Raw genomic sequence first — 18,219 nt, forward strand, 5'->3', positions numbered from 1 at the left:
CCTCCCCACCGAAGCCCCGCTGGCCGCCACGTGGCCACCTGGCGCGCGCCCCCGGGCAGCCCCGCGCGCCGCGCCTGTCGCCGCGTGGCGCCCCTTTCGTGCGCGCGTGTCCCCCAGCGCTTCGGGCCGCAGGCCTTTGTCCTCCTCGTGAGCCCCACGACTCCGAGCCAAGCCCTCCGCGCCTCCACACTCCGCCCCGCGCGCACCTGGGCGCGCGTGCCGTTACCAGGGCCGAGCCGAATGGCCGAAAATGCGTAAAGGCGGCCATTCGGCGTCACTGCCCCCACGCTGTTTCGCGCGCTTACGAGGCCTCGTGAGGCGCCGAAGCGCCGAGGCCCATTGCCGCTTTCCGCTGGTTGGGGCCGCCTGCTGCCCATCGCGCGGCCCAGCTCCTCCCCAGTCACCTTCACCGCCTGCCCCGGCCGGGCGCAACCATGCCTACCGATGACGCCAGCACGCCTACCCCGCCTACCCCTGACGCCAGGGTGGGGGGTGGTGCGATTTTTCGTGGGGCCGGCCTTGCGGGGGCGTGTATCTGGGGCCCTTTTCGAGAGAGTCACCTCCGAAAAAGTGAACACCCCGCGCCCGTTCATTTGCACCCGGTAAGTGAACGGCGCGAGGCGTTCACTTTCGCCGGCTGCGCTTGGGGCGGCCCGCGCGAGCCTTGCGCACGCCTGCCCCTCACCGCCTCCGCGCGGCACCCCGGCCCAACCAGGGGCTCTCGCGGGCGCTCAGCGCGGAGGCGGCGTGCCCCATCAGCAGGGCAAGTCGTTCGTCACGCGCACCAGCTCGTCCTCCGAGGAGTGCGTGTAGATGGCGGTGGAGTCGACGCTTCGCTGCCTCGCGAACTTCTGGGTGAGGCGGATGTCCTTCGTCCTTCGGTACACCCCGGTGCATGCGGTGTGGCGCACGGCGTGGAAGTTCAGGTGCCGCTCCAGGCCCGCGCGCACCTGCCACACCGCGAAGCCGTGGCGCACCTGCCGCGTGGACAGGCGCAGGCCCTTGCGGCTCAGGAAGAGCGGCGCCTGGGGGCTCACGTCATGCCCCTGCGCGCGCTTCAGGCGCAGCAGCTTCTCCAGCTTCGCGCGCACCGTGTCCGAGAGGACAACCTCCTGGGGGCCCGGGTGCCGGCGGCTGCCCTTGAAGACGGTCAGCGTCACGTGCCGGCGTGCGCGCCCGCGCTCGTCGAAGACGTCGCCGATGTTGAGGGCCACCAGCTCGTGCTCACGCAGGCCCGAGGCCAGTGCGAGGCTGTAGAGGCAGTGGTCCCTGAATCCATCCTTGTGCAGCCCCGTGGCGCGCAGCAGCAGCGCCACCTCCTTCTCCGTGAGGGTGCGCGGGGCTCGGGCGACAGCAGCATAGGCAGACATGGCGGCTCCTTCGTGAAGAGGACGCGGCCATACGCGCTCTGTCGCCCCGACAAGACAAGTCATTAACCACGCTGCTCATTGAATCTCCGCCGGGGCCGCAAGCGGCCCTGGCCTTCCCCAACCTCTCCAGGAAGGAGTCCCTGTGAATCAGCCTGTCGCATTCGACTTCGAGTCGCACCACGTCCGCGTCGTCACCGACGCGCACGGCGAGCATTGGTTCGTCGCCAAAGACATCGCAGAATCCCTCGAATACCGCATGGCCAGCGACCTGACACGCGTGCTCGCAACGGACGAGGTCCGTACGCACGACGTGCGTACGGACGCAGGGACTCGGGAGATGTCCATCATCAGTGAGCCGGGGCTGTACCGCGCCATCTTCGCGGCCAAGCCCCACAGCCACGAGAAGGCCGAGAAGGTAGAGAGGTTCCGCCGCTGGGTGACACACACGGTGTTGCCCTCCATCCGTAAGACGGGCAGCTACACGGCGCCAGGCGCTCCGTCACCACAGCCGCGCCCCTCGCCGCTCCAAGTCCAGGTGCTGGCCCACCTGGAAGTGGCCAGGACGCTCGCTTCCTTCGTTCCAGGCCTCAAGCCGGAGCTGGCAGCGGCCTGCGCGCTCGATGCCATCCACCGGGACACGGGACTGACGATGGAGCCTCACCGGAAGGGGCTGCCGGCCGCCGCCGAGCCACCCGCGCGGCTCAACGCCACGCAGCTCGGCCAGAAGCTGGGGCTGTCCGCCCGGAAGATGAACCTCCGCCTGGCAGCCTGCGGCCTCCAGGGGCGCAACGAGCGGGAGGAGTGGGAGCTGACGGACGCGGGCCGGGAGTACGCCGAGGCCGTCCCCTTCAGCCGCAACGGCCATGCCGCCTACCAGCTCCTCTGGCGACCCGAGGTGCTCGGCGTCCTGGAGGATGCCGCTCGTTCCTCGGCCATTTCCGTCGGCCTCGGCTGAAGGAGGACACCGTGACGCTCGGCATCGTCAAGCGCACCGAGGATGACCTCACCCAGTGGCTGGCCACCGAGTCCGGATTCATTTCCGGCCTGTGCCAGTACGACAACGAGCCCGTGGTGCTGGAGCCGTATCAGCAGTCCTTCCTCGGCAACCGCTCCCGCTTCCGCTGGGTCGCGAAGAGCCGCCAGGTGGGCTTCTCCTTCCTCTTCGCCCTCGAGGCCCTCGCCCGCTGCCACCTGCGCGACGGCCACACGGCCGTCTTCGTCTCGTACAACCTCTCGGACGCCGTCGAGAAGGTGCTCATCGCCCGGCAGGTGTACGAGGAGCTGCCGCTCGCCTACCAGAAGAAGCTCGTGACGGATGCCAAGACGGAGCTGGCCTTCGAGTCGAACTCACGAGGCCGGCGCCTCTCGCGCATCATCTCCGTTCCCGCCAAGCCTCCGCGCGGCAAGCGCGGCGATGTCTACCTCGACGAGCTCGCGCACCTGGTCAACGACCGCGAAGTCTATACAGGCAGCACCGCCCTCATCCTGCGCTCGCATGGACAACTCACAGGGGGCAGCACCCCGCTCGGCCGGCGCGGCATCTTCTGGGAGATAGACACGCAGGAGCTGCGGAAGTACCCGCACCACACCCGCCAGTTGGTGCCCTGGTGGCTATGCCGCTTCTTCAGCCTGAACGTGAGGCGCGCCGCAGTGGAGGCGCCCCTCATGTCCACCGAGGAGCGCGTCGCTCGATTCGGGCGCCCCGTCCTCACCGAGCAGTTCGACTCCCTGCCCCTGGAGGACTTCCAGCAGGAGTTCGAATGCCTTTTACGTCGACGAGTCCTACAGCTTCCTCCCCTACGAGCTCATCCTCCCGTGCACCACGGACGAGCTGTCCTTGGCCCAGGATGCGTCCGACGTGCCCGTGCCCCAGGGCCGCCTGGTGGCGGGCTTCGACGTGGGCCGCACGCGAGACCGCTCCGAGCTGGCCGTCTTCGAAGAGGTGGAGGGCCGCTTCACGTGCCGCCTGCTGAAGAGCTTCGAGGGCGTGCCCTTCGCGGAGCAGGAGGCTCACCTGCGCCGCATCCTCTCCGTCCTTCCCGTGGCGCGCCTCAGCGTGGACAGGAGCGGCATCGGCATGAATCTCGCTGAAAACCTCGCCCGCGACTTCCCCCAGGTCGTGGAGGAGAACTTCACCAACGAGGCCAAGGAGCGCTGGGCGACTGACTTCAAGATTCTCCTCCAGCGCCGCGACGTCACCCTGCCGCGCCAGCGTGAGCTTGTCGGGCAGATTCACTCCATCAAGCGGCGCGTGCTCCCTTCCGGGAAGGTGTCCTTCGACGCCGAGCGCACCAACCGCGGGCACGCGGACAAGTTCTGGGCCGTCGCCCTGGCATGCCAGCGCGAGCGAGGACCCGAGCGCCGGGGTGGCACGGAGATTGGAGTGAGGGTGATTGGGTAATGAAGCTACACTATTGAGTATCCTCGCATTCGCCCAAGCGGTACACTACCAGCATAAGGCTGCAATGCCTCTACCCAATGCCACCTCTTGAAGGCGCCCATGAAACTATCCAAGCATGAAGCGAAAATGGTCTTCGAGCAAAGCACGGAAGCCAACATCCGCCATTTCGAAAAGCGGGCGGTCGCAATTATTGATTGGGATCCCGGCGCAGATACCCCTCCGAATGGCCTCGGCTCGGGCACTTGCATCACGATAGACAATCGATTCTTTATCGCCACTGCCGCACACGTCATAAACGGATGCACCCTCAATCAGTTGTTCTTAGTTCCAGGTGGCAACCAACGGGCGCCAAAACACTGGACCCCGCTCATTGGTCGCGGAAGTAGAGGAGGAGGCGACGACGACCCATACGATGTTGCTTGGCTTGAAGTCGCTCCAAGTGCAGTTGCCGATCTCAAAAAGGAGTTTGTCCCTCTTGAGCGGCTTTCCGTCGGCATCAACCATGCGCCTGACGACTGGGTCTTCTTCGTTGGGTATCCGACGGCACAAGTACCTCAGGAGCTCTTTGACCAAAAGCTCCTTCAAGTCCAACCGGTGGGATACCAGACCGAAACACTGGCACCAGCCAAGTGGCCTACGAACAAAACAACCAACCCGACAGTCGACATATACATCGACTACAATGACGACGCACTCCGCAAGTCACAGCCCGTCAAAATGATCCACCCCAAGGGCATGAGCGGGGGAGGTATTTGGTTGGCCAACCTGATACCTCACGAAGGCATTTGGAGCCCCGACAAGATGCAACTCATCGGCATAGAGCACGCATCCGACAATGGAAAGAGCTATGCACGAGGGACTCAACTACAACACTGGCTAAGGATGCTCAGAGAAGACCAGCCGTCATTAGCCGCCAGCATCGACCAACTATTCCCGACAATCTAAACAGATTTCAAGCCAACCTCTCTCGCCGACCCATGACGAACCACCAAGAGCAGAAACTCCACTCACTACGACATCACACACTTCCACCCACTCACAGCGGGAGCTATGGTTGATGCATGGACCAGCACAAAAGAGGACCGAGGGAAGTACCGCCCGATGAGTACCAAGCACTAATGGAGGCTCCCTTCGCGCGGTCGATTCGGCGAGTGGGCCTCGTCGCGCTGTTGACGGAGGAAGGGAAGGCGGAGGGCAAAGGAACTGCCTTTTTCGTAAAGGTAGGCAACAAATCCCTCGTACTGACGGCGAGACACGTGGTCCGCATCGAACGCGACGACGCGCCAGCAGCGGTGTGGCCATTCACGCCCCGTAGCGTGCGATTGATGGTCTTTTCACGCGATGCGGATCTCCAATCAGAGAGTCAACCAATAGGGTTCCCTCTGACCGAAGCCGATATCCTCTGGGAAGACCCGCGCCTCGACGCCGTGGCGTTTGCTGCTCCGGCAGCCCTCGTAGCCAACGGTGAATGCGACTTCCCGGACGTAAACATTGAAGAGGATTTTCGGGCTCTACAAAATATCCGAGCACGGCCAAGCGAGATTCAAACTCGTCTCCCTTGCTTCATTGCTGGATTCCCAAACCTCACCCACGTCGTCGACACGACCCCTCGAATGGAGCGTCTTGGATTCCTAAGGGCGCCCGCCTTCATACAACGAATGCCTGATTCGACCTGGGACGGCTTAAGCTCTCGTGCTCCTCAGGTTGAGGTTCGTTTGGAGTTCGGAGACTTAAGCCCGATGCTGCCCACAGGGTTGACGCCTGTTGCAGCGCGGTGGGCGAAGCTCTTGACTTCCGTGCCTGAAAACGAGCGACCGCTCCTCGGTGGATTCAGCGGGGGGCCTGTTTTCATCGTGCATGAGGATGGAGAGACAGTCCTTGGCATAATGAAAGAGGGAGGTCCCCGCTTCGAGGACCACATCGTGGCGTGGCTGTCACCGTGGGATGACGTCTTGAAGAGACTGCACGAGAGGCTCCAGACCGCCACTTAGGGCCCCCCAGGGGCGAGCTCATTGAGGAACAGCGCCTTCAACTTCGGGGTCGGTAACCTTCAGCCAGGCCTGCCGCCGGAAGGGGTACGTCGAGCAGATGCGGCGCCACGTCCACACCTCGCTCCGCGTCCACCACTGCGCAGGCGGCTGGAGTCCGACGTCCCGCAGGTTGCCGAGGCCACGGTAACCGACGCCGTCGAGCCCGAAGGCAGCGTTGGACTCCAGCACCAGCACCTTGTCCGTCTCCGGGTGGTGGTCCACGGCAAGGAAGGTGTGCCCCGAGCCCCACTGGCTGCGCCACCCCTGGATGAGTGTCCAGGGGTGGGGAGGCACGTCCGCCGACGGCGCCGGCAGGGCCATGCCGGACTCGACGGCAGCCGTCACAGGGGAGAAGTAGTCCTGGGTGGAGGCAATCATCATCTGCCGGTGGCGACGCGCGTCCCACGAGAAGGCCGCGCCATGCACCTCGGAGAAGGCCTTCACCAGCAGGGCCTCGACGAAGGTGCAGCAGTTGTTCAGCCGAGGCGGCGCGAGCTGGACACGAACGCCCGGCAGCGCCCACGGGTAGTACGCCCGGCTCCCGTCATACCTGTAGTCGAGGAACGCCCCCAGGAGCGTGGTGAGCCGCTCCTCCGGGACGGCCAGCCGCTCGTCGTCGAACGACAGCCGGGCCATGGCAGGCGCGCGCTCCCGGGAGGCGAGCGTCGCGTAGCGCTGGGTGCGCCAGCGCGTGCAAACCCACATGCCGAGCACACCCAACTGCGGCACCACCAGCCGGGAGTAGTCGGTGTCGGGCGTGGGGTATCGGGCCTTCTCCTCGAGCACGAGGTAGTCACCCGCCTCGACGTAGCCTTCGGGTGGCGTGCTCGTGTCCGGTAGCGCGAAGGCACGCAGGCGCGCGGGCAGCCTCGCGACACGGTAGGTGGTGTCCATGGCGTCTCCTCCACGCTGAAGAGGGGCTCCAGCGTGTTCACCATGGACGGCGCGACCGACCTGCTCCTGCCATGAGGAGCAGGGGTCGTGCGCTCCGCTCATCGAGCGGGCGCAGCGCGCGTCAGGGTACCCAGTCCGCGTCGGGCGCATCATCGTCGTCGGCGCGCCACGCTCCGCAGTGGACGCAGAACACCCATCCCTCGTAGCCGGCCTGGGCAGCGGGGTGTTCGGGGTACTCCTCGGCCGTTACGAGGTAGCCATTCGGGTGGTGTGCCTCGTCCTCCCGCTCCGCACACCGGCATGGGCATGTCGTCACGCCGGTCGTCGTGTCAGCGAATGGCGCGGCTCCGCGCGTGTCCTCTTCCCGCGCCAAACACTCCTGACCTGGATTCATCGACTATCCCTCCCAGTCTTCTCTGTGGGTTCTGGCAACGAATGCGCCCGCACGCATGCGCATCGGCTCGCGCGGGCTCCAGCCGCTGGTGTCGCCAATAGCGCTCTGTCCTCCGACGAAGGCAACTCATTGAGGCGCAGGTCCTGAGCGAAAAAGCGCGCGCCGGATGTCCCCGAAATTGGGCCCGAGGCCTTTGTCCTCGCTGGAGGTAAGGCGCGCGGCCCCCAACGCTCCCGCACGTCGAGGGCGCCCCTCCCACCGCGCGCCTTGCCTCCACTTGGTGCGGGAGGCCCGTGTGCAGCGCGTCGTCAAAGTCTTCGTCCTCTCCTCTGCCTCGGGCGCGCCACACCCGGGGCCGGAGTTCACAGTCGAGGCCTCCGCCCACGACGGATTGCTGGAGGCAGTCCACGCCGAGCTGGCGGCTCGCGGCCAGCGCGTGCGCGCCGTCTCTCACACTCCTACGGGCCTCCTTGCCTACGTGGAGGACCGCCCGTGACGGTGCCTGCGGAAGTCCACCTGGCAGAGGAGCGCCTCCAGGACATCCTCAAGGCGGTGGTGGTAGGGGCGCGCGTCGACGAGCCCGCCAGCCGCCCGGGTGGTGAGGAGTCCGTAGCCTTCAGTGAGGCCGGCGCCCTCCAGCCCCCGTATGAGCCGGAGGCCCTCTGCCTCCTCGTCGAGCACTCCAACTCCCTTCGCCAGAATGTCGATGCCTATGCGACGAACATCGACGGCTTCGGCTACCGCTTCGAGCCCGCCATCGACTTCGACGCCGACGGGGCGCAGGAGAAGGTGGCCGACGCCATGGCCCTGGAGCGCCTGGCCGCGCGTGACGCCGGCACGCTGCCTTCAGGGACTCCCCTACGCCCCACGGACGAGGAAGTCGCCGCACACGCGGAGGAAGTGCGTCAGCAGGCCCGGGTGGAGAAGGCTCGCCTGGAGTCCTTCTTTGATTTCTGCTGCTTCGACTCCAGCTTCGTCGAGCTGCGCCGCCGCACCCGCCACGACTTGGAGGTAACGGGCAACGCGTACTGGGAGGTGCTGCGCGACGGCAAGGGCGACATCGCCCGCTTCGTCTACGTCCCCTCCTACACCGTGCGCCTCCTCCCTTTGGACAAGGAGGCCGTCGAGGTGCGCGAGCGCGTGCGCATCTCCGCCGTCAGCTTCGACACCGTCACAACCCGTCGGCGCCTGCGCCGCTACATCCAGGTGCAGGGCAACGAGCGGGTGTACTTCAAGTCCTTCGGGGACTCGCGCGTCATCTCCCGCCTCACCGGCCGCGCATTCCAGGACGTCGCCGCCCTCAAGGCCGCGGACTCCTCGGACGGCCCCGCCACGGAACTCATCCACTTCGCCATCCACTCGCCGCGCTCCCCCTACGGCATTCCTCGCTGGGTGGGCACTCTGCTGTCCGTCCTCGGCTCCCGGCAGATGGAGGAGGTCAACTACCTCTACTTCAACAACAAGTCCGTCCCTCCCCTGGCGCTGCTCGTCTCCGGAGGAAGGCTCTCCGACGCTTCGGTGCCGCGCATCGAGCGCTTCATCGAGGAGAACATCAAGGGCAAGGCCAACTTCCACAAGATTCTCATCCTCGAGGCCGACGGCACCGGCACCGGCGACGGAGGCCGCGCGAAGATTGAGCTGCGCCCCCTGACGGACGCCCAGCAGCAGGACGCCCTCTTCCAGGCCTATGACGCGCGCAACATCGACAAGGTGGGCAGCGCCTTCCGCCTGCCGCCACTGCTGCGCGGCGACGGTCGGGACTTCAACCGCTCGGTGGCGGAGGCGCAGCTGCGGTTCGCCGAGGACCAGGTGTTCCAGCCCGAGCGCGACGAGTTCGACTTCTTGCTGAATCGGAAGGTGCTCGCCGACATGGGCGTGCGCTTCTGGCGCTTCCGCAGCCAGACGACGGCCACCAGAGACCCGGAGCGCATGACGGAGATGGTGGAGCGTCTGGTGCGCGTGGGTGTGCTGACACCCGAGGAGGGCCGCCAGTTGGCCGGCGACATCTTCCACCGGGAGTTCCGGAAGATTGGGGACGACTGGGTCCGACGCCCCCTCACACTCACTTTGGCGGGCATCCAAACCGGAGTCGAAGATTTGAAGCCCCGGAAGGACAAGGACTCGCTGCTGAGCGAGGCCAAGCGACTCGTGGGCCTGCGTGAAGAGCTTCGGGCCGAGGAGGAGCGCCTGGCCCAAGGGCGCCTGGCGCTGGCCCGCAGGTACATGGACACCGAGCACGTCCCCGTCCCCCGCGAGGAGTTCGACACCTGGTTCTCGGCGAGGGAGTCATGACGCCCGAGCAGCTCCAGCGCGCGTGGGTGCTCCAGGCCCAGGCCGATGCCGAGCGAGGTGTCCTAGAGTGCCGCATGTGCCGAAGGCGCGGTCCCCTGGAGGAGACGACGACGCTGTGGCGCAACGGCCTCCTTGTCTTCGCGCTGTGTGACAGGTGCGCGGCCAGCCACGACGTCGTCTTCTCCCCCACTCAGGCAGGAGTCGAAGTGCGCGCCAGGCGCCGCAGTCCCGTGGATCTGGCGACGCAGGAGGTGCCCCGTGTGCACGGCCCCCGCTGACAGCCTCCTCCTCATGCACGAGGCGCGGGCGGTGGCGGATGCCCTGCTGGGGGACGTCCTGCGGCTGCCGGTGGCCAAGGCCCTGGACGTTGGCACCGCCGCGGGCATGGACCGCGCTGTAGCCCTGCTTGCCGCGCGCCTCCGTCGCGCCGTCGGGCGCGCGGACGTGGACGCCATGCGAGAGGCAGTGGCTGTCCTCGACGTGGACTGGAGGACGACGACAGCAGCCCAACGCAGGCGCCTCGTCGCCCAGGCCCTGGAGGCGGCCGGCCGGCAGACAGCCGTCATTCCCGCCCGCATCCAGGCGCCCCTCGGCGACGCGGCCGAGGAGGTGGTGGCGTCCACCCGCAGCCACGCCCGGCGCGAGCAGGGCCTCGCCCTCGCCGCCCGCTTCAACGCCGTCGACAGGCGCGTGGCCCAGCACATCGTCCGCACCCAGGGAAACTTCGTCCGGGACGAGTACGGGCGCCGGCTGGACGCCTTCGGCGAGGAGGTCCGGCGTCTCGTGGCCGAGGGACTGGAGGCCGGCCTCGGAAGAAGCGACATCGCCGAGTCCTTGGAGAGGGCCGCGCGCGGCGCCCTCATCGAGCGGGCCCCCTTCTACTGGGAGGTGGTGGCAAGCCACTTCATCGGCCAGGGGCGCTCCTTCGCCCAGGTGAGCAGCTACGCCGAGGCCGGCATCCGCCGCTACCGCATTGAAGCCGTCCTCGACGAGGCCACCACCCAGGTGTGCCGATTCCTCCATGGGCGGACATTCGCAGTGGCCGATGCCCTCCAGCGCTTCGAGCGCGTCGAGTCGCTCGAGCGGCCGGAGGACGTGAAGCAGGAGCTGCCCTGGGTGAGGGAGCGCCTCGACGCGGACACCGGGCGTGCCCTCCTCTACGTCAACCGAGGTGGCCAGGAAACGCGCCTGGCCGAGGTGCTCCGCTCCGCCGCCAGCACACGCGACGACGTCGGCGAGTTCCGCGCGCTCGCTTCGGACAGGCAGCTCGCGGACGCGGGCGTGGGCTTCCCTCCATTCCACGGCCTCTGCCGCACGACGACGCTCGCCGTCACTTAGTGATGTCCCCGATTTCGCGCCGCAGGCCTTTGTCTCTTTCGGAGACGAAACGCCATGCAGGCCACCTCGACACCGACCCCCACCTCACCTCCGACGCCGGAGGGAAACAAGACGACGCAGGAGTCGACCTCCATGGCCAAGGCCGAGGCGACGCCCGTCGTCTGGCCCCGCGACCTCAATCTCCCCACCTCCGGGGAGCTGACGTGGGGCTTCGACCCGGAGGGCCTCTGCGATGGGTGACACCCTCGCCAAGGCCCTCGCTCGGGCCCGCCACGTCCTGAAGTCCCTCCAGGGCGAGCCGGTGGAGAAAACCATCTGGGGCAGCCCCGCAGGCAAGAAGCGCCTGGCGAAGCGCCTGGTGGCCATGCTGCCCGCGCACAAGACGTATGTGGAGCCCTTCGCCGGCAGCGCCGCCGTCCTCTTCGAGAAGGCTGCCTCGGACGTCGAAGCCATCAACGACGCCGACACCGCAATCGCCGACGCCTACCGGCTCATCCAGAAGCTGACGCCCGCGGGCATGGCCAAGCTGAAGAAGCTGCCGTGGGTGGGCGACGAGAAGACGTTCAAGAGCCTCTTCGACGCGAAGCCGAAGGGCGACGTGGAGCGCCTGCACCGATTCCTCTACCTGACGCACTTCTCCTACGGGAAGCTGCGCGGTCGCAGCTTCAGCCCCAACGGCATGGGCGTCGAGGCGAAGACGCTCGCTCGCATTGAGCAGTTCGCTCCGCGCCTCAAGCGCGTGAAGGTGTACAGCGGCGACTACGAGAAGGTGGTCCGCAAGTACGACGGGAAGGACACCGTCTTCTTCCTGGACCCTCCCTACCCCGGCTACAACGTCGACGTCGGCGAGGGCGACTTCGACGAGGAGCGCTTCTATGGCGTCCTCAAGTCACTGAAGGGCCGCTGGCTCATGACGTATGGCATCCGGGGGAAGTTGCCTGGGATGCTGAAGGGCTCCGGATTCCTCGTGAAGCGCATCCGGACGCCTCGCACCATCGCCGCCATGCGCGGCGTGGGCGGCTCCTCCGTGCTGACGCAGCTGCTCGTCTCCAACTACCAGCCCGCCGCGAAGGCACTGGAGGGCGGCAGCGACTTCGCCGTGGACGACTGGCAGCCGGAGGAGTCGCCCGACACCGCCTCCTTCCTCGCGACGATGCCGCTCCTCAAGGGCGTCGAGCCTGACGACGAGAGGTACGTCCTGGGCATCGTCCTGGAGCCGGAGACGGTGGACGCGCAGGGCGACGTCTACTCCGCCGCGGAGATTCGCCAGGCCGCGCACCGCTTCATGGCGGAATTCGGCGGCCTGGGCCTCATGCACCAGATGCGCGTCAACGGGCACGTGAAGGTGCTGGAGAGCTACCTGGCCCCCGTCGACTTCAACCTGGGCGAAGTGCCGGTGCGCAAGGGCACCTGGCTTCTCGCCGTGCGCGTCCTCTCCGACGAGCTCTGGGGCCGGGTGAAGGACGGCCAGCTGACGGGCTTCAGCATTGGCGGCACCGCTCGCCGCCTCCCCGAGGCCTCGCCGACCACCGAGCCGCCCCCTTCCGACACACCTGCCGCTGACTCCCAGCCGGAGGCCGCATGACGAGCACAACCCAAGGCCCCGCGTCCGTCCACCGCCTCGTCGACATGGTGGTGGAGGAGGTGTCCCTCGTGGACAGGGCCGCCAACAAGCACCGCTTCCTCCTCGTGAAGAGAGACGACATGCACGACGCTCCCCAGGACTCCGCGCAGGCCGAGGACACCTCCAAGGCCGAGGACGCGCTCCTCGCCGCTGCCCAGAAGGCCCTTGAAGCAGTGACGGCCCTCGTCGAGGCATTGGCTTCCACGGACGGCATCGACGGCGTGCGCGTGGTTGAGGTGGCCCAGCACCTGCGCGCGCTGGCCGACGCGTTGGAGGACGAGGACGAAGACGAAGAGGACGTCGAGGCGCGAGAGAAGACTGCCAGCTCCGAGCCCCCTCCCGCCCAGCCGGCTCCGCCCGCGCCCACGCCAGGCGCCGACGCCTCGGGCCTTCAGGAGAGCCTCACCAAGCTCACCGACGCCGTTCGCGCGCTGGAGGGCTCCGTGAAGGAGCAGCACCAGCGCCTGGGCCGCGTCGAGAAGCAGTTCGGCCTGCCCAACAGCAGCGCCCCCGCGGAGCGCCCGCCCAAGCCCACCGTCGAGGACGTTGGCTGGCCGCTCGACCTCAACAAACCGCTCAACCGGGAGAGCGTCGACAAGGCCCTCTCCTTCCACGACGTCTGACGTCCCACCCGCCGCCAGGAAGCCTCAACGCCCAAGGAATCCCCATGAGTCGTCTCGACAACAGCACCCTCTTGGCCAAGGCGGACCTGGCCCTCGCCGACCTCACGGCCGGCGGCGGCATCCTCCAGCCCGCCCAGGCCCAGAAGTTCATGCGCCTCCTCATCAAGCAAAGCGTCTTGCTGCAGCAGTGCACCGTCGTCCCCATGGCGGCGCCCAAGCAGCAGTTCAGCAAACTGAAGTTCGGCAGCCGCATCCTCCGCCCCGGCCAGGAGGCCACCGCCGTCCCCGCCGCCCAGCGCGTGAAGCCGGACCTCTCCCAGGTGGAGCTGGACGCCAAGCTCTTCAAGGGCGAGGTGCGCCTCTCCGACGAGGTGCTGGAGGACTCCATCGAGCGCGGCGAGCTGCGCCAGACGCTCATGGAGATGATGGCGGACGCCATCAGCCGCGACATGGAGGAAATCCTCGTCAACGGGGACACGGCCTCCGCCGACCCTTTCCTCGCCACGATGGATGGCGTGCTCAAGCAGGCCACCAGCAACGTCGTGGACGCGGCCGGCGCCCCCATCTCCAAGGACGTCCTTGGAGACTTGCTCAAGTCGCTGCCCTCGGAGCACCTGCGCGACAAGAGCAGCATGGGGTTCCTCTTACCAGCGTCGACGCGGACCTGGACTACCGCAGCACGCTGGCGGAGAGGGCCACGGCTGTCGGCGACAAGTTCCTCGAGGGCGACGCGCCTGTCCTCTACTCGGGCGTCCCGCTGCGGCCGATTCCTCTCTGGCCGGAGAACCTCGGCGCGACGAATGACCGCACGGCCATCCTCCTGTGCAACCCCAAGAATATCCACGTCGGCATCTGGCGGCAGATTCGGCTCGAGTCGGCGCGCGACATCTCCGAGGGCACGCTGAAGGTGGTGGCCACGCTGCGCTTCGACGCGAAGTTCGCGGAGGAGCCGGGCACGGCCAAGGCCATCAACGTGCAGCTGTGAGGCCCTCCATGGACAACACCTATCTCGTCCGACTCAAGGCATACGACGCGCGCCGGGGCCACGTGCTGCGGCGCTACACGTATGCCGGCATCAAGTTTCAAGAGGAGCGCGGCTGGTACCGGGTGGAGAAGCCGGTGGCGGACTACCTGCGCACCGTGCACCAACTGCCCGGTGACACCTACTCGCCGCTCGCCTTCGACGTGTCCTCGGAGGCCGAGGCGAAGGCCCTCGACGCGGCCGAGGCCGACGAGGCCCGCGTGAAGCGCAGCGCCAGCGACGAGCTGAAGCTGAGTGCGGCGCGGCCTGTCGGCACACTGACGACGGAGGACTTGCCGAAGGCCAGCGAGGAGAAGGACTCGCGCCGCGGCAAGCGGGAGAAGGACTGACGTGTACGCCACGGTGGCCGACATGCGCGCCGAGGGCGTCACACCGGCCATGGCGGGCGACACCCGCCTGGCCGTCCTCCTCGATGAGGCCACGCGCACCATCGACAAAGTGACGGGGTGGTACTTCGAGCCGCGCTCGGCGACGTTGCACCTCGACGGGCGCGGCACCCCGTCCCTCTGGCTGCCGGTGCCACCCATTCGCCTCTACCGCCTGGCGCTGTACGGGGCGGACGTGTCCTTCTCCAAGGAGCACCTGGTGGTGGTGGGTGCTCCGGTGGGCCCTGGCTTCGACGGGCCCCGCCTCACCTTCCGGCATGGCCGTGTCTTCCCGCGCGGCGAGGGTAACGTCACGGTGGGCGCGCGCTGGGGCTACACCGAGGCGGACGGAACGCCCGAGGGGCGCACGCCGGCCGCCGTCCGCCGCGCCTGCATGCTCCTTGTCCTGCGCAGCCTCTCGCCGCTGGCGGACGAAGCCTCCCTGGAGGAGCGCACGCGCTGGCGCGTGGTGGAGGAGAGGACGCGCGAGCAGAGCTACCGCCTCGACACTGTCCGCCCCGCGGTGCGGCCTCTCACCGGAGAGCCGGAGGTGGACACCCTCCTCGCCCCCTACGTGAAGCCCTCCTTGCCCGGAGCGGCCTGATGAGGGGCAGGCTCATCTTCCCCTTCCTCGCGGAGCTGCACCGTTTGGACACCGCCGCCATGGCGGGCCCCGGCCCGGGCCCCCATGCCAGCGGGTACGACGCGGACTTCCACGAGCCGGTGCTGGTGGACGCGGACGACGACGGCCTGGCCGAAGCCTTCCGACGCGAATTTCCGCCGGTGCGTGTCCCCTGCCAGGTGGAGCCGGATGCCTTTGAGTCTTTGCGCATGACTCCTTCCGGCAACAGCCCCCGGACGAGCTTCGAACTCGTCTTCCACTTCCGCGACTTGGAGCGCCTTGGCCTCGTCGACGCGGCCACGGGCGACGCCCTCATCCGCCCCAGCGACAGGCTGGGGGCCCTCTACGACGTCGCGGGCGCCCTCGTGCAGGCCGTGAGGACGCCCCCCGGGCTGTACGTCACGGAGGCGCGCCCCACGGGCTTCGGACTCCACCGCCGGAGGCCCAGCCGAAACCTCCTTCTCGTCACCTTCAACGACAGGCCCCAGGCCCGAGGACTCGCATGAAAGCACTCCTACTCACCCCACTTCTCGCTGCTGCCCTCCTCACCCGCTGCCGCGCGCCGGACGGGTGCGCGCCGGTGTCCACCCGGTGCGCTGGCAACGTCGCGCAAATCTGCAACGGCGACGGCAACTGGCAGCCTCTGGCCGACTGCGACGCTGTCAGCGAGCACAGCGGCGCCGCCTTCACCTGCGCCTACGTCAATGAGGAGGGCGTCGCCGGTCACACCTGCCTGCCCACCACCGTGGACGCCGGCACCGTGGACGCCGGCACCGAGGAAGGCGGTGTCCTGTGAAGGGCTACCTCCAGTCCCTTCCCGGCGTAGGCGGCCTCTTCCAGCGCGACATCCAGCCCGCGGAGGTGTGGGCCTTCTGGAAGTACATGCAGGAGCGCCTGCGCACCAAGACGGCCAACAAGGCCGACTCCCTCGAAATGCAACTGGCGGCCGAGGCGCTGCAGCGCATGGGCATCCTCGACAGGCAGCGCTTCCTGGAGAAGTACGCCACCACCGTGGGCCGCACCCTCTACGTGCCCTTCGAGGTGGGCGTGCCGAAGGGGGGCTGGGACTTGTGGGCCCAGGTGGTGGTGTGCGTCCACGAGCACCAGCACGTCGTCCAGCATGACGAGGAGGGCCCCAGCTACGAGCTGGCCTACCTCACCAGCTCCGCCGCGCGCGCCCGCTACGAGGCCGAGGCCTACACCTGCAACCTGGAGCTGCACTACTGGCGCTACGGCACCCTGCCCGCCGTGCGGCCCATGGCCGAGGGACTCAAGCACTACGGCTGCCAGCCGGAGGACGTGGAAGTCGCCGCGCACACCCTGGCGCTCACCTCGGTGTCCGTCCGCCACGGCGCGGTGGTGAGTGAGGCCACCCACGTGGCCCTCGAGTGGCTCAACTCGCACGTCCCCCACCTGCGGGCGAAGAAGGGCTGAGGCCCCCATGGCCGTCTCACGCACCGGAGACTGGGCCCGGGCCCGCCAACTGCTAGAGGCGGGCTCGTCACGCCTTGAGGGGGCGATGCAGGCGGCCCTGCGTCAGGAGGCGCACGCCCTGCGCAAGGAGGTGGTGCAGGGCCTCACGCAGCAGGCGCCTGGTGGCGAGCCCCTTCGCCCGCCTTCGCCCCTCACGCTGGCGGCGCGCCAGCTCGCGGGCTTCAGCGGGACGAAGGCCCTCCTCGTCTCCGGCGCGCTGCGCAACTCCATCTCCGTCGTCGTGGAAGGCGACGAGGCCTTCATCGGCGTGTCCCGCACGGCGAAAGGCCCCGACGGTGAGGCACTCGTCGACGTGGCGCAGCTCCAGGAGTACGGGGGGCCGCCCGTCGTCATTCCGATGACGCCGAAGATGCGGCGCTTCCTCTTCGCGCTGCTGCGCCAGGCCGGCCTGGCCGGCCAGTCGCGCAATGGCGGCGGCGGGCGCGGCGTCATTGTGACGCAGACGCCCGCGCGGCCCTTCCTGCGGCCGGCCTTCGCGCGGTTTCGCCAGGGCGCCAGCCGCCGCTTCCTCGCGCGCGTCGCGAAGGAGCTGGGCCTCGGAGGGCCGGGGTAATGGCCATCCCCACTCTCACCTCCGTGACGCCCTCCTCGGGGCCCACCAGCGGCGGAGACATTCTCCGGCTCGCCGGCACGGGCTTCGCCGCGCGGGTGGCCGTGAGCCTGGGCGGACTGCGTGCGGAGGTGCTCTCCGTGCGCCAGCAGTCGGGCACCTCGCATGTCGACGTCCGGACGCCGCCACACGCGGTGGCCCTCGTCGACGTGGAGCTGCTCAACCTCTCCGCGGACGGGCGTCCCATTCCAGGAGAGGCCGCTCTCCTTCCGGGCGCGTACCGCTACCTGCGCCCGCGCGTCGCGAAGGAAGCGGACCTCACCCGCCTCGTGCGCACCCTGCTGCGCGAGTTGAAGCGGCAGGTGGTGGCCAACGTCAGCGCCAGCGTCTCCGTCGACTACGACGATACGGTGGCAGACGGCCTCAACGTCATCGCCATGGCCTCGCTGCCCTCCGTGGTGCTGTCAGGCCCCACGCTGCGCGAGAGTCGTCGCTACTCCACCAACGTCTTGCACGAGGACGTCGTGCAGGGCCCCTCCGGCTCGGAGCTGGTGCGCAGGCGCCCCACGTACACGGTGGATTTGGCCTTCACCCTCACGGTGGCCTCCGAGCGCACCGCCGAGCTCTTCAACCTCATGGCCGCCGTGGCCACCTTCCTCAACCGCAATCGTTGGCTGTCCATGGCCCGGGACGCCGAGGACGCCTCGCGCGGCACCGTGCGCTGGGAGATGGATGCGGACGGCGAGGTACGCACGCAGCTCGGCAGCCGCGACGACGTGCGCGCCTTCACCTGGGGGCTTCTCGTGCGCGGCTTCGACGTGGACGAGGGCCTGCCCCTCGACATCGGCAAGGCCGTCGCCGGCACTCACCTCGAAACGGACTCTCTCTCCGGAGGCACCTCATGAGCGTCACCCTCACCAATGCCCTGGGCAGGCTCGTCACCTTCCTCCTGCCCCATGAGTCGTACTGCGTGGCGCGCGGCGCGTGTGCCTGCGGCGTGCAGCCTGGCCGTGGCGGCCGGCGCCTGCCCTCCTCCCTCACCCTGGCCACGGGCGTGTCGCGGGAGGACGTCCACGAGGCCGCGCTCTCTGTGCCCGCTGTGGCGGCTGCCATTCGCCGGGGCGAGCTCGCGCTGAAGCGGCAAGCCCCCTCCACCCCGCCGTCCTCTCCATCCCTCCTC

The 18,219-nt window shown here is 68.1% G+C and carries 22 protein-coding genes; 19 read left to right on the forward strand and 3 right to left on the reverse strand.

Annotated features, from left to right (window positions below):
- Window positions 1-755 precede the first annotated feature (755 nt).
- Window positions 756-1,370: a tyrosine-type recombinase/integrase gene (locus FMQ63_RS34245; RefSeq protein ID WP_026114349.1), complete on the reverse strand. Its 615-nt coding sequence runs from the start codon at window positions 1,368-1,370 to the stop codon at window positions 756-758.
- A gap of 142 nt (window positions 1,371-1,512) precedes the next feature.
- Between FMQ63_RS34245 and FMQ63_RS34250 the strand changes: the two genes are divergently transcribed.
- The 4 genes from FMQ63_RS34250 to FMQ63_RS34270 all read left to right on the forward strand — a co-directional run bounded on the left by FMQ63_RS34250 (window position 1,513) and on the right by FMQ63_RS34270 (window position 5,762).
- A complete protein-coding gene (locus tag FMQ63_RS34250; protein ID WP_011551974.1) occupies window positions 1,513-2,325 on the forward strand; it encodes a BRO family protein in 813 nt (270 codons plus the stop codon).
- A 987-nt stretch (window positions 2,326-3,312) separates the two neighbouring features.
- Window positions 3,313-3,771: a terminase gene (locus FMQ63_RS38255; protein ID WP_338390667.1), complete on the forward strand. Its 459-nt coding sequence runs from the start codon at window positions 3,313-3,315 to the stop codon at window positions 3,769-3,771.
- A 99-nt stretch (window positions 3,772-3,870) separates the two neighbouring features.
- Window positions 3,871-4,716 carry a hypothetical protein gene (locus FMQ63_RS34265; protein WP_141276933.1) on the forward strand — a complete coding sequence of 282 codons (846 nt, stop codon included), beginning with the start codon at window positions 3,871-3,873 and terminating at the stop codon, window positions 4,714-4,716.
- Between the two features lie 116 nt (window positions 4,717-4,832).
- Window positions 4,833-5,762: a hypothetical protein gene (locus FMQ63_RS34270; protein ID WP_141276935.1), complete on the forward strand. Its 930-nt coding sequence runs from the start codon at window positions 4,833-4,835 to the stop codon at window positions 5,760-5,762.
- Window positions 5,763-5,780: 18 nt separating this feature from the next.
- On the opposite strand, the gene FMQ63_RS34275 is transcribed toward FMQ63_RS34270, so the two are convergent.
- Together FMQ63_RS34275 and FMQ63_RS34280 are read right to left on the reverse strand one after the other, a co-directional pair.
- Window positions 5,781-6,695, reverse strand: coding sequence for a hypothetical protein (locus tag FMQ63_RS34275; RefSeq protein WP_020479210.1), 915 nt, complete (start codon window positions 6,693-6,695; stop codon window positions 5,781-5,783).
- A gap of 121 nt (window positions 6,696-6,816) precedes the next feature.
- Window positions 6,817-7,011 carry a hypothetical protein gene (locus FMQ63_RS34280; protein WP_225909852.1) on the reverse strand — a complete coding sequence of 65 codons (195 nt, stop codon included), beginning with the start codon at window positions 7,009-7,011 and terminating at the stop codon, window positions 6,817-6,819.
- A gap of 373 nt (window positions 7,012-7,384) precedes the next feature.
- On the opposite strand from FMQ63_RS34280, the gene FMQ63_RS38260 reads away from it, so the two are divergent.
- The 15 genes from FMQ63_RS38260 to FMQ63_RS34355 all read left to right on the forward strand — a co-directional run.
- Window positions 7,385-7,585, forward strand: coding sequence for a hypothetical protein (locus FMQ63_RS38260; protein ID WP_225909851.1), 201 nt, complete (start codon window positions 7,385-7,387; stop codon window positions 7,583-7,585).
- Window positions 7,582-9,381 carry a phage portal protein gene (locus tag FMQ63_RS34285; protein WP_225909850.1) on the forward strand — a complete coding sequence of 600 codons (1,800 nt, stop codon included), beginning with the start codon at window positions 7,582-7,584 and terminating at the stop codon, window positions 9,379-9,381. The genes FMQ63_RS38260 and FMQ63_RS34285 overlap by 4 nt, the downstream gene beginning before the upstream one ends.
- A complete protein-coding gene (locus FMQ63_RS34290) occupies window positions 9,378-9,659 on the forward strand; it encodes a hypothetical protein (protein ID WP_011551969.1) in 282 nt (93 codons plus the stop codon). The genes FMQ63_RS34285 and FMQ63_RS34290 overlap by 4 nt, the downstream gene beginning before the upstream one ends.
- Window positions 9,640-10,719, forward strand: coding sequence for a head morphogenesis protein (locus tag FMQ63_RS34295; protein ID WP_011551968.1), 1,080 nt, complete (start codon window positions 9,640-9,642; stop codon window positions 10,717-10,719). The genes FMQ63_RS34290 and FMQ63_RS34295 overlap by 20 nt, the downstream gene beginning before the upstream one ends.
- Window positions 10,720-10,951: 232 nt before the next feature.
- Window positions 10,952-12,304, forward strand: coding sequence for an XkdF-like putative serine protease domain-containing protein (locus FMQ63_RS34305; protein WP_020479212.1), 1,353 nt, complete (start codon window positions 10,952-10,954; stop codon window positions 12,302-12,304).
- Complete coding sequence (locus tag FMQ63_RS34310) at window positions 12,301-12,966, forward strand: hypothetical protein (protein WP_011551965.1); 666 nt, start codon at window positions 12,301-12,303, stop codon at window positions 12,964-12,966. The genes FMQ63_RS34305 and FMQ63_RS34310 overlap by 4 nt, the downstream gene beginning before the upstream one ends.
- 44 nt (window positions 12,967-13,010) lie before the next feature.
- Window positions 13,011-13,871, forward strand: a complete 861-nt coding sequence (locus FMQ63_RS34315; protein WP_011551964.1) for a phage major capsid protein — start codon at window positions 13,011-13,013, stop codon at window positions 13,869-13,871.
- An 88-nt stretch (window positions 13,872-13,959) separates the two neighbouring features.
- Window positions 13,960-14,337, forward strand: a complete 378-nt coding sequence (locus FMQ63_RS34320; RefSeq protein ID WP_020479213.1) for a hypothetical protein — start codon at window positions 13,960-13,962, stop codon at window positions 14,335-14,337.
- A gap of 1 nt (window position 14,338) precedes the next feature.
- Complete coding sequence (locus tag FMQ63_RS34325) at window positions 14,339-14,977, forward strand: hypothetical protein (protein ID WP_011551962.1); 639 nt, start codon at window positions 14,339-14,341, stop codon at window positions 14,975-14,977.
- Window positions 14,977-15,501 (forward strand): hypothetical protein, encoded by a 525-nt coding sequence (locus FMQ63_RS34330; RefSeq protein WP_011551961.1) that lies wholly within the window; start codon window positions 14,977-14,979, stop codon window positions 15,499-15,501. The genes FMQ63_RS34325 and FMQ63_RS34330 overlap by 1 nt, the downstream gene beginning before the upstream one ends.
- Window positions 15,498-15,791 (forward strand): hypothetical protein, encoded by a 294-nt coding sequence (locus tag FMQ63_RS34335; RefSeq protein WP_011551960.1) that lies wholly within the window; start codon window positions 15,498-15,500, stop codon window positions 15,789-15,791. Before FMQ63_RS34330 ends, FMQ63_RS34335 begins: the two co-directional genes overlap by 4 nt.
- Window positions 15,788-16,429, forward strand: coding sequence for a hypothetical protein (locus FMQ63_RS34340; RefSeq protein ID WP_011551959.1), 642 nt, complete (start codon window positions 15,788-15,790; stop codon window positions 16,427-16,429). The genes FMQ63_RS34335 and FMQ63_RS34340 overlap by 4 nt, the downstream gene beginning before the upstream one ends.
- Before the next feature lie 7 nt (window positions 16,430-16,436).
- A complete protein-coding gene (locus FMQ63_RS34345) occupies window positions 16,437-17,042 on the forward strand; it encodes a hypothetical protein (protein ID WP_011551958.1) in 606 nt (201 codons plus the stop codon).
- Window positions 17,042-17,944, forward strand: a complete 903-nt coding sequence (locus FMQ63_RS34350; protein WP_011551957.1) for an IPT/TIG domain-containing protein — start codon at window positions 17,042-17,044, stop codon at window positions 17,942-17,944. The genes FMQ63_RS34345 and FMQ63_RS34350 overlap by 1 nt, the downstream gene beginning before the upstream one ends.
- Window positions 17,941-18,219, forward strand: a 279-nt coding sequence (locus FMQ63_RS34355; protein ID WP_141276937.1) for a hypothetical protein, incomplete at its 3' end; no start/stop codon positions are given. The genes FMQ63_RS34350 and FMQ63_RS34355, both read left to right, overlap by 4 nt.

The organism is Myxococcus sp. CA005 (assembly GCF_006518205.1).
GTDB classification, from domain to species: Bacteria; Myxococcota; Myxococcia; order Myxococcales; family Myxococcaceae; genus Myxococcus; species Myxococcus xanthus.

Excerpts from the sequence above, each read along its gene's own strand:
- FMQ63_RS34270 (WP_141276935.1), top strand. The coding sequence starts at position 4,833 with ATGGACCAGCACAAAAGAGGACCGAGGGAAGTACCGCCCGATGAGTAC.
- FMQ63_RS34305 (WP_020479212.1), top strand. The coding sequence starts at position 10,952 with ATGGGTGACACCCTCGCCAAGGCCCTCGCTCGGGCCCGCCACGTCCTG.
- FMQ63_RS34245 (WP_026114349.1), bottom strand. The coding sequence starts at position 1,370 with ATGTCTGCCTATGCTGCTGTCGCCCGAGCCCCGCGCACCCTCACGGAG.
- FMQ63_RS34320 (WP_020479213.1), top strand. The coding sequence starts at position 13,960 with ATGGACAACACCTATCTCGTCCGACTCAAGGCATACGACGCGCGCCGG.
- FMQ63_RS34315 (WP_011551964.1), top strand. The coding sequence starts at position 13,011 with ATGAGTCGTCTCGACAACAGCACCCTCTTGGCCAAGGCGGACCTGGCC.
- FMQ63_RS34335 (WP_011551960.1), top strand. The coding sequence starts at position 15,498 with ATGAAAGCACTCCTACTCACCCCACTTCTCGCTGCTGCCCTCCTCACC.
- FMQ63_RS34265 (WP_141276933.1), top strand. The coding sequence starts at position 3,871 with ATGAAACTATCCAAGCATGAAGCGAAAATGGTCTTCGAGCAAAGCACG.
- FMQ63_RS34310 (WP_011551965.1), top strand. The coding sequence starts at position 12,301 with ATGACGAGCACAACCCAAGGCCCCGCGTCCGTCCACCGCCTCGTCGAC.
- FMQ63_RS34330 (WP_011551961.1), top strand. The coding sequence starts at position 14,977 with ATGAGGGGCAGGCTCATCTTCCCCTTCCTCGCGGAGCTGCACCGTTTG.
- FMQ63_RS34290 (WP_011551969.1), top strand. The coding sequence starts at position 9,378 with ATGACGCCCGAGCAGCTCCAGCGCGCGTGGGTGCTCCAGGCCCAGGCC.
- FMQ63_RS34345 (WP_011551958.1), top strand. The coding sequence starts at position 16,437 with ATGGCCGTCTCACGCACCGGAGACTGGGCCCGGGCCCGCCAACTGCTA.
- FMQ63_RS34350 (WP_011551957.1), top strand. The coding sequence starts at position 17,042 with ATGGCCATCCCCACTCTCACCTCCGTGACGCCCTCCTCGGGGCCCACC.
- FMQ63_RS34275 (WP_020479210.1), bottom strand. The coding sequence starts at position 6,695 with ATGGACACCACCTACCGTGTCGCGAGGCTGCCCGCGCGCCTGCGTGCC.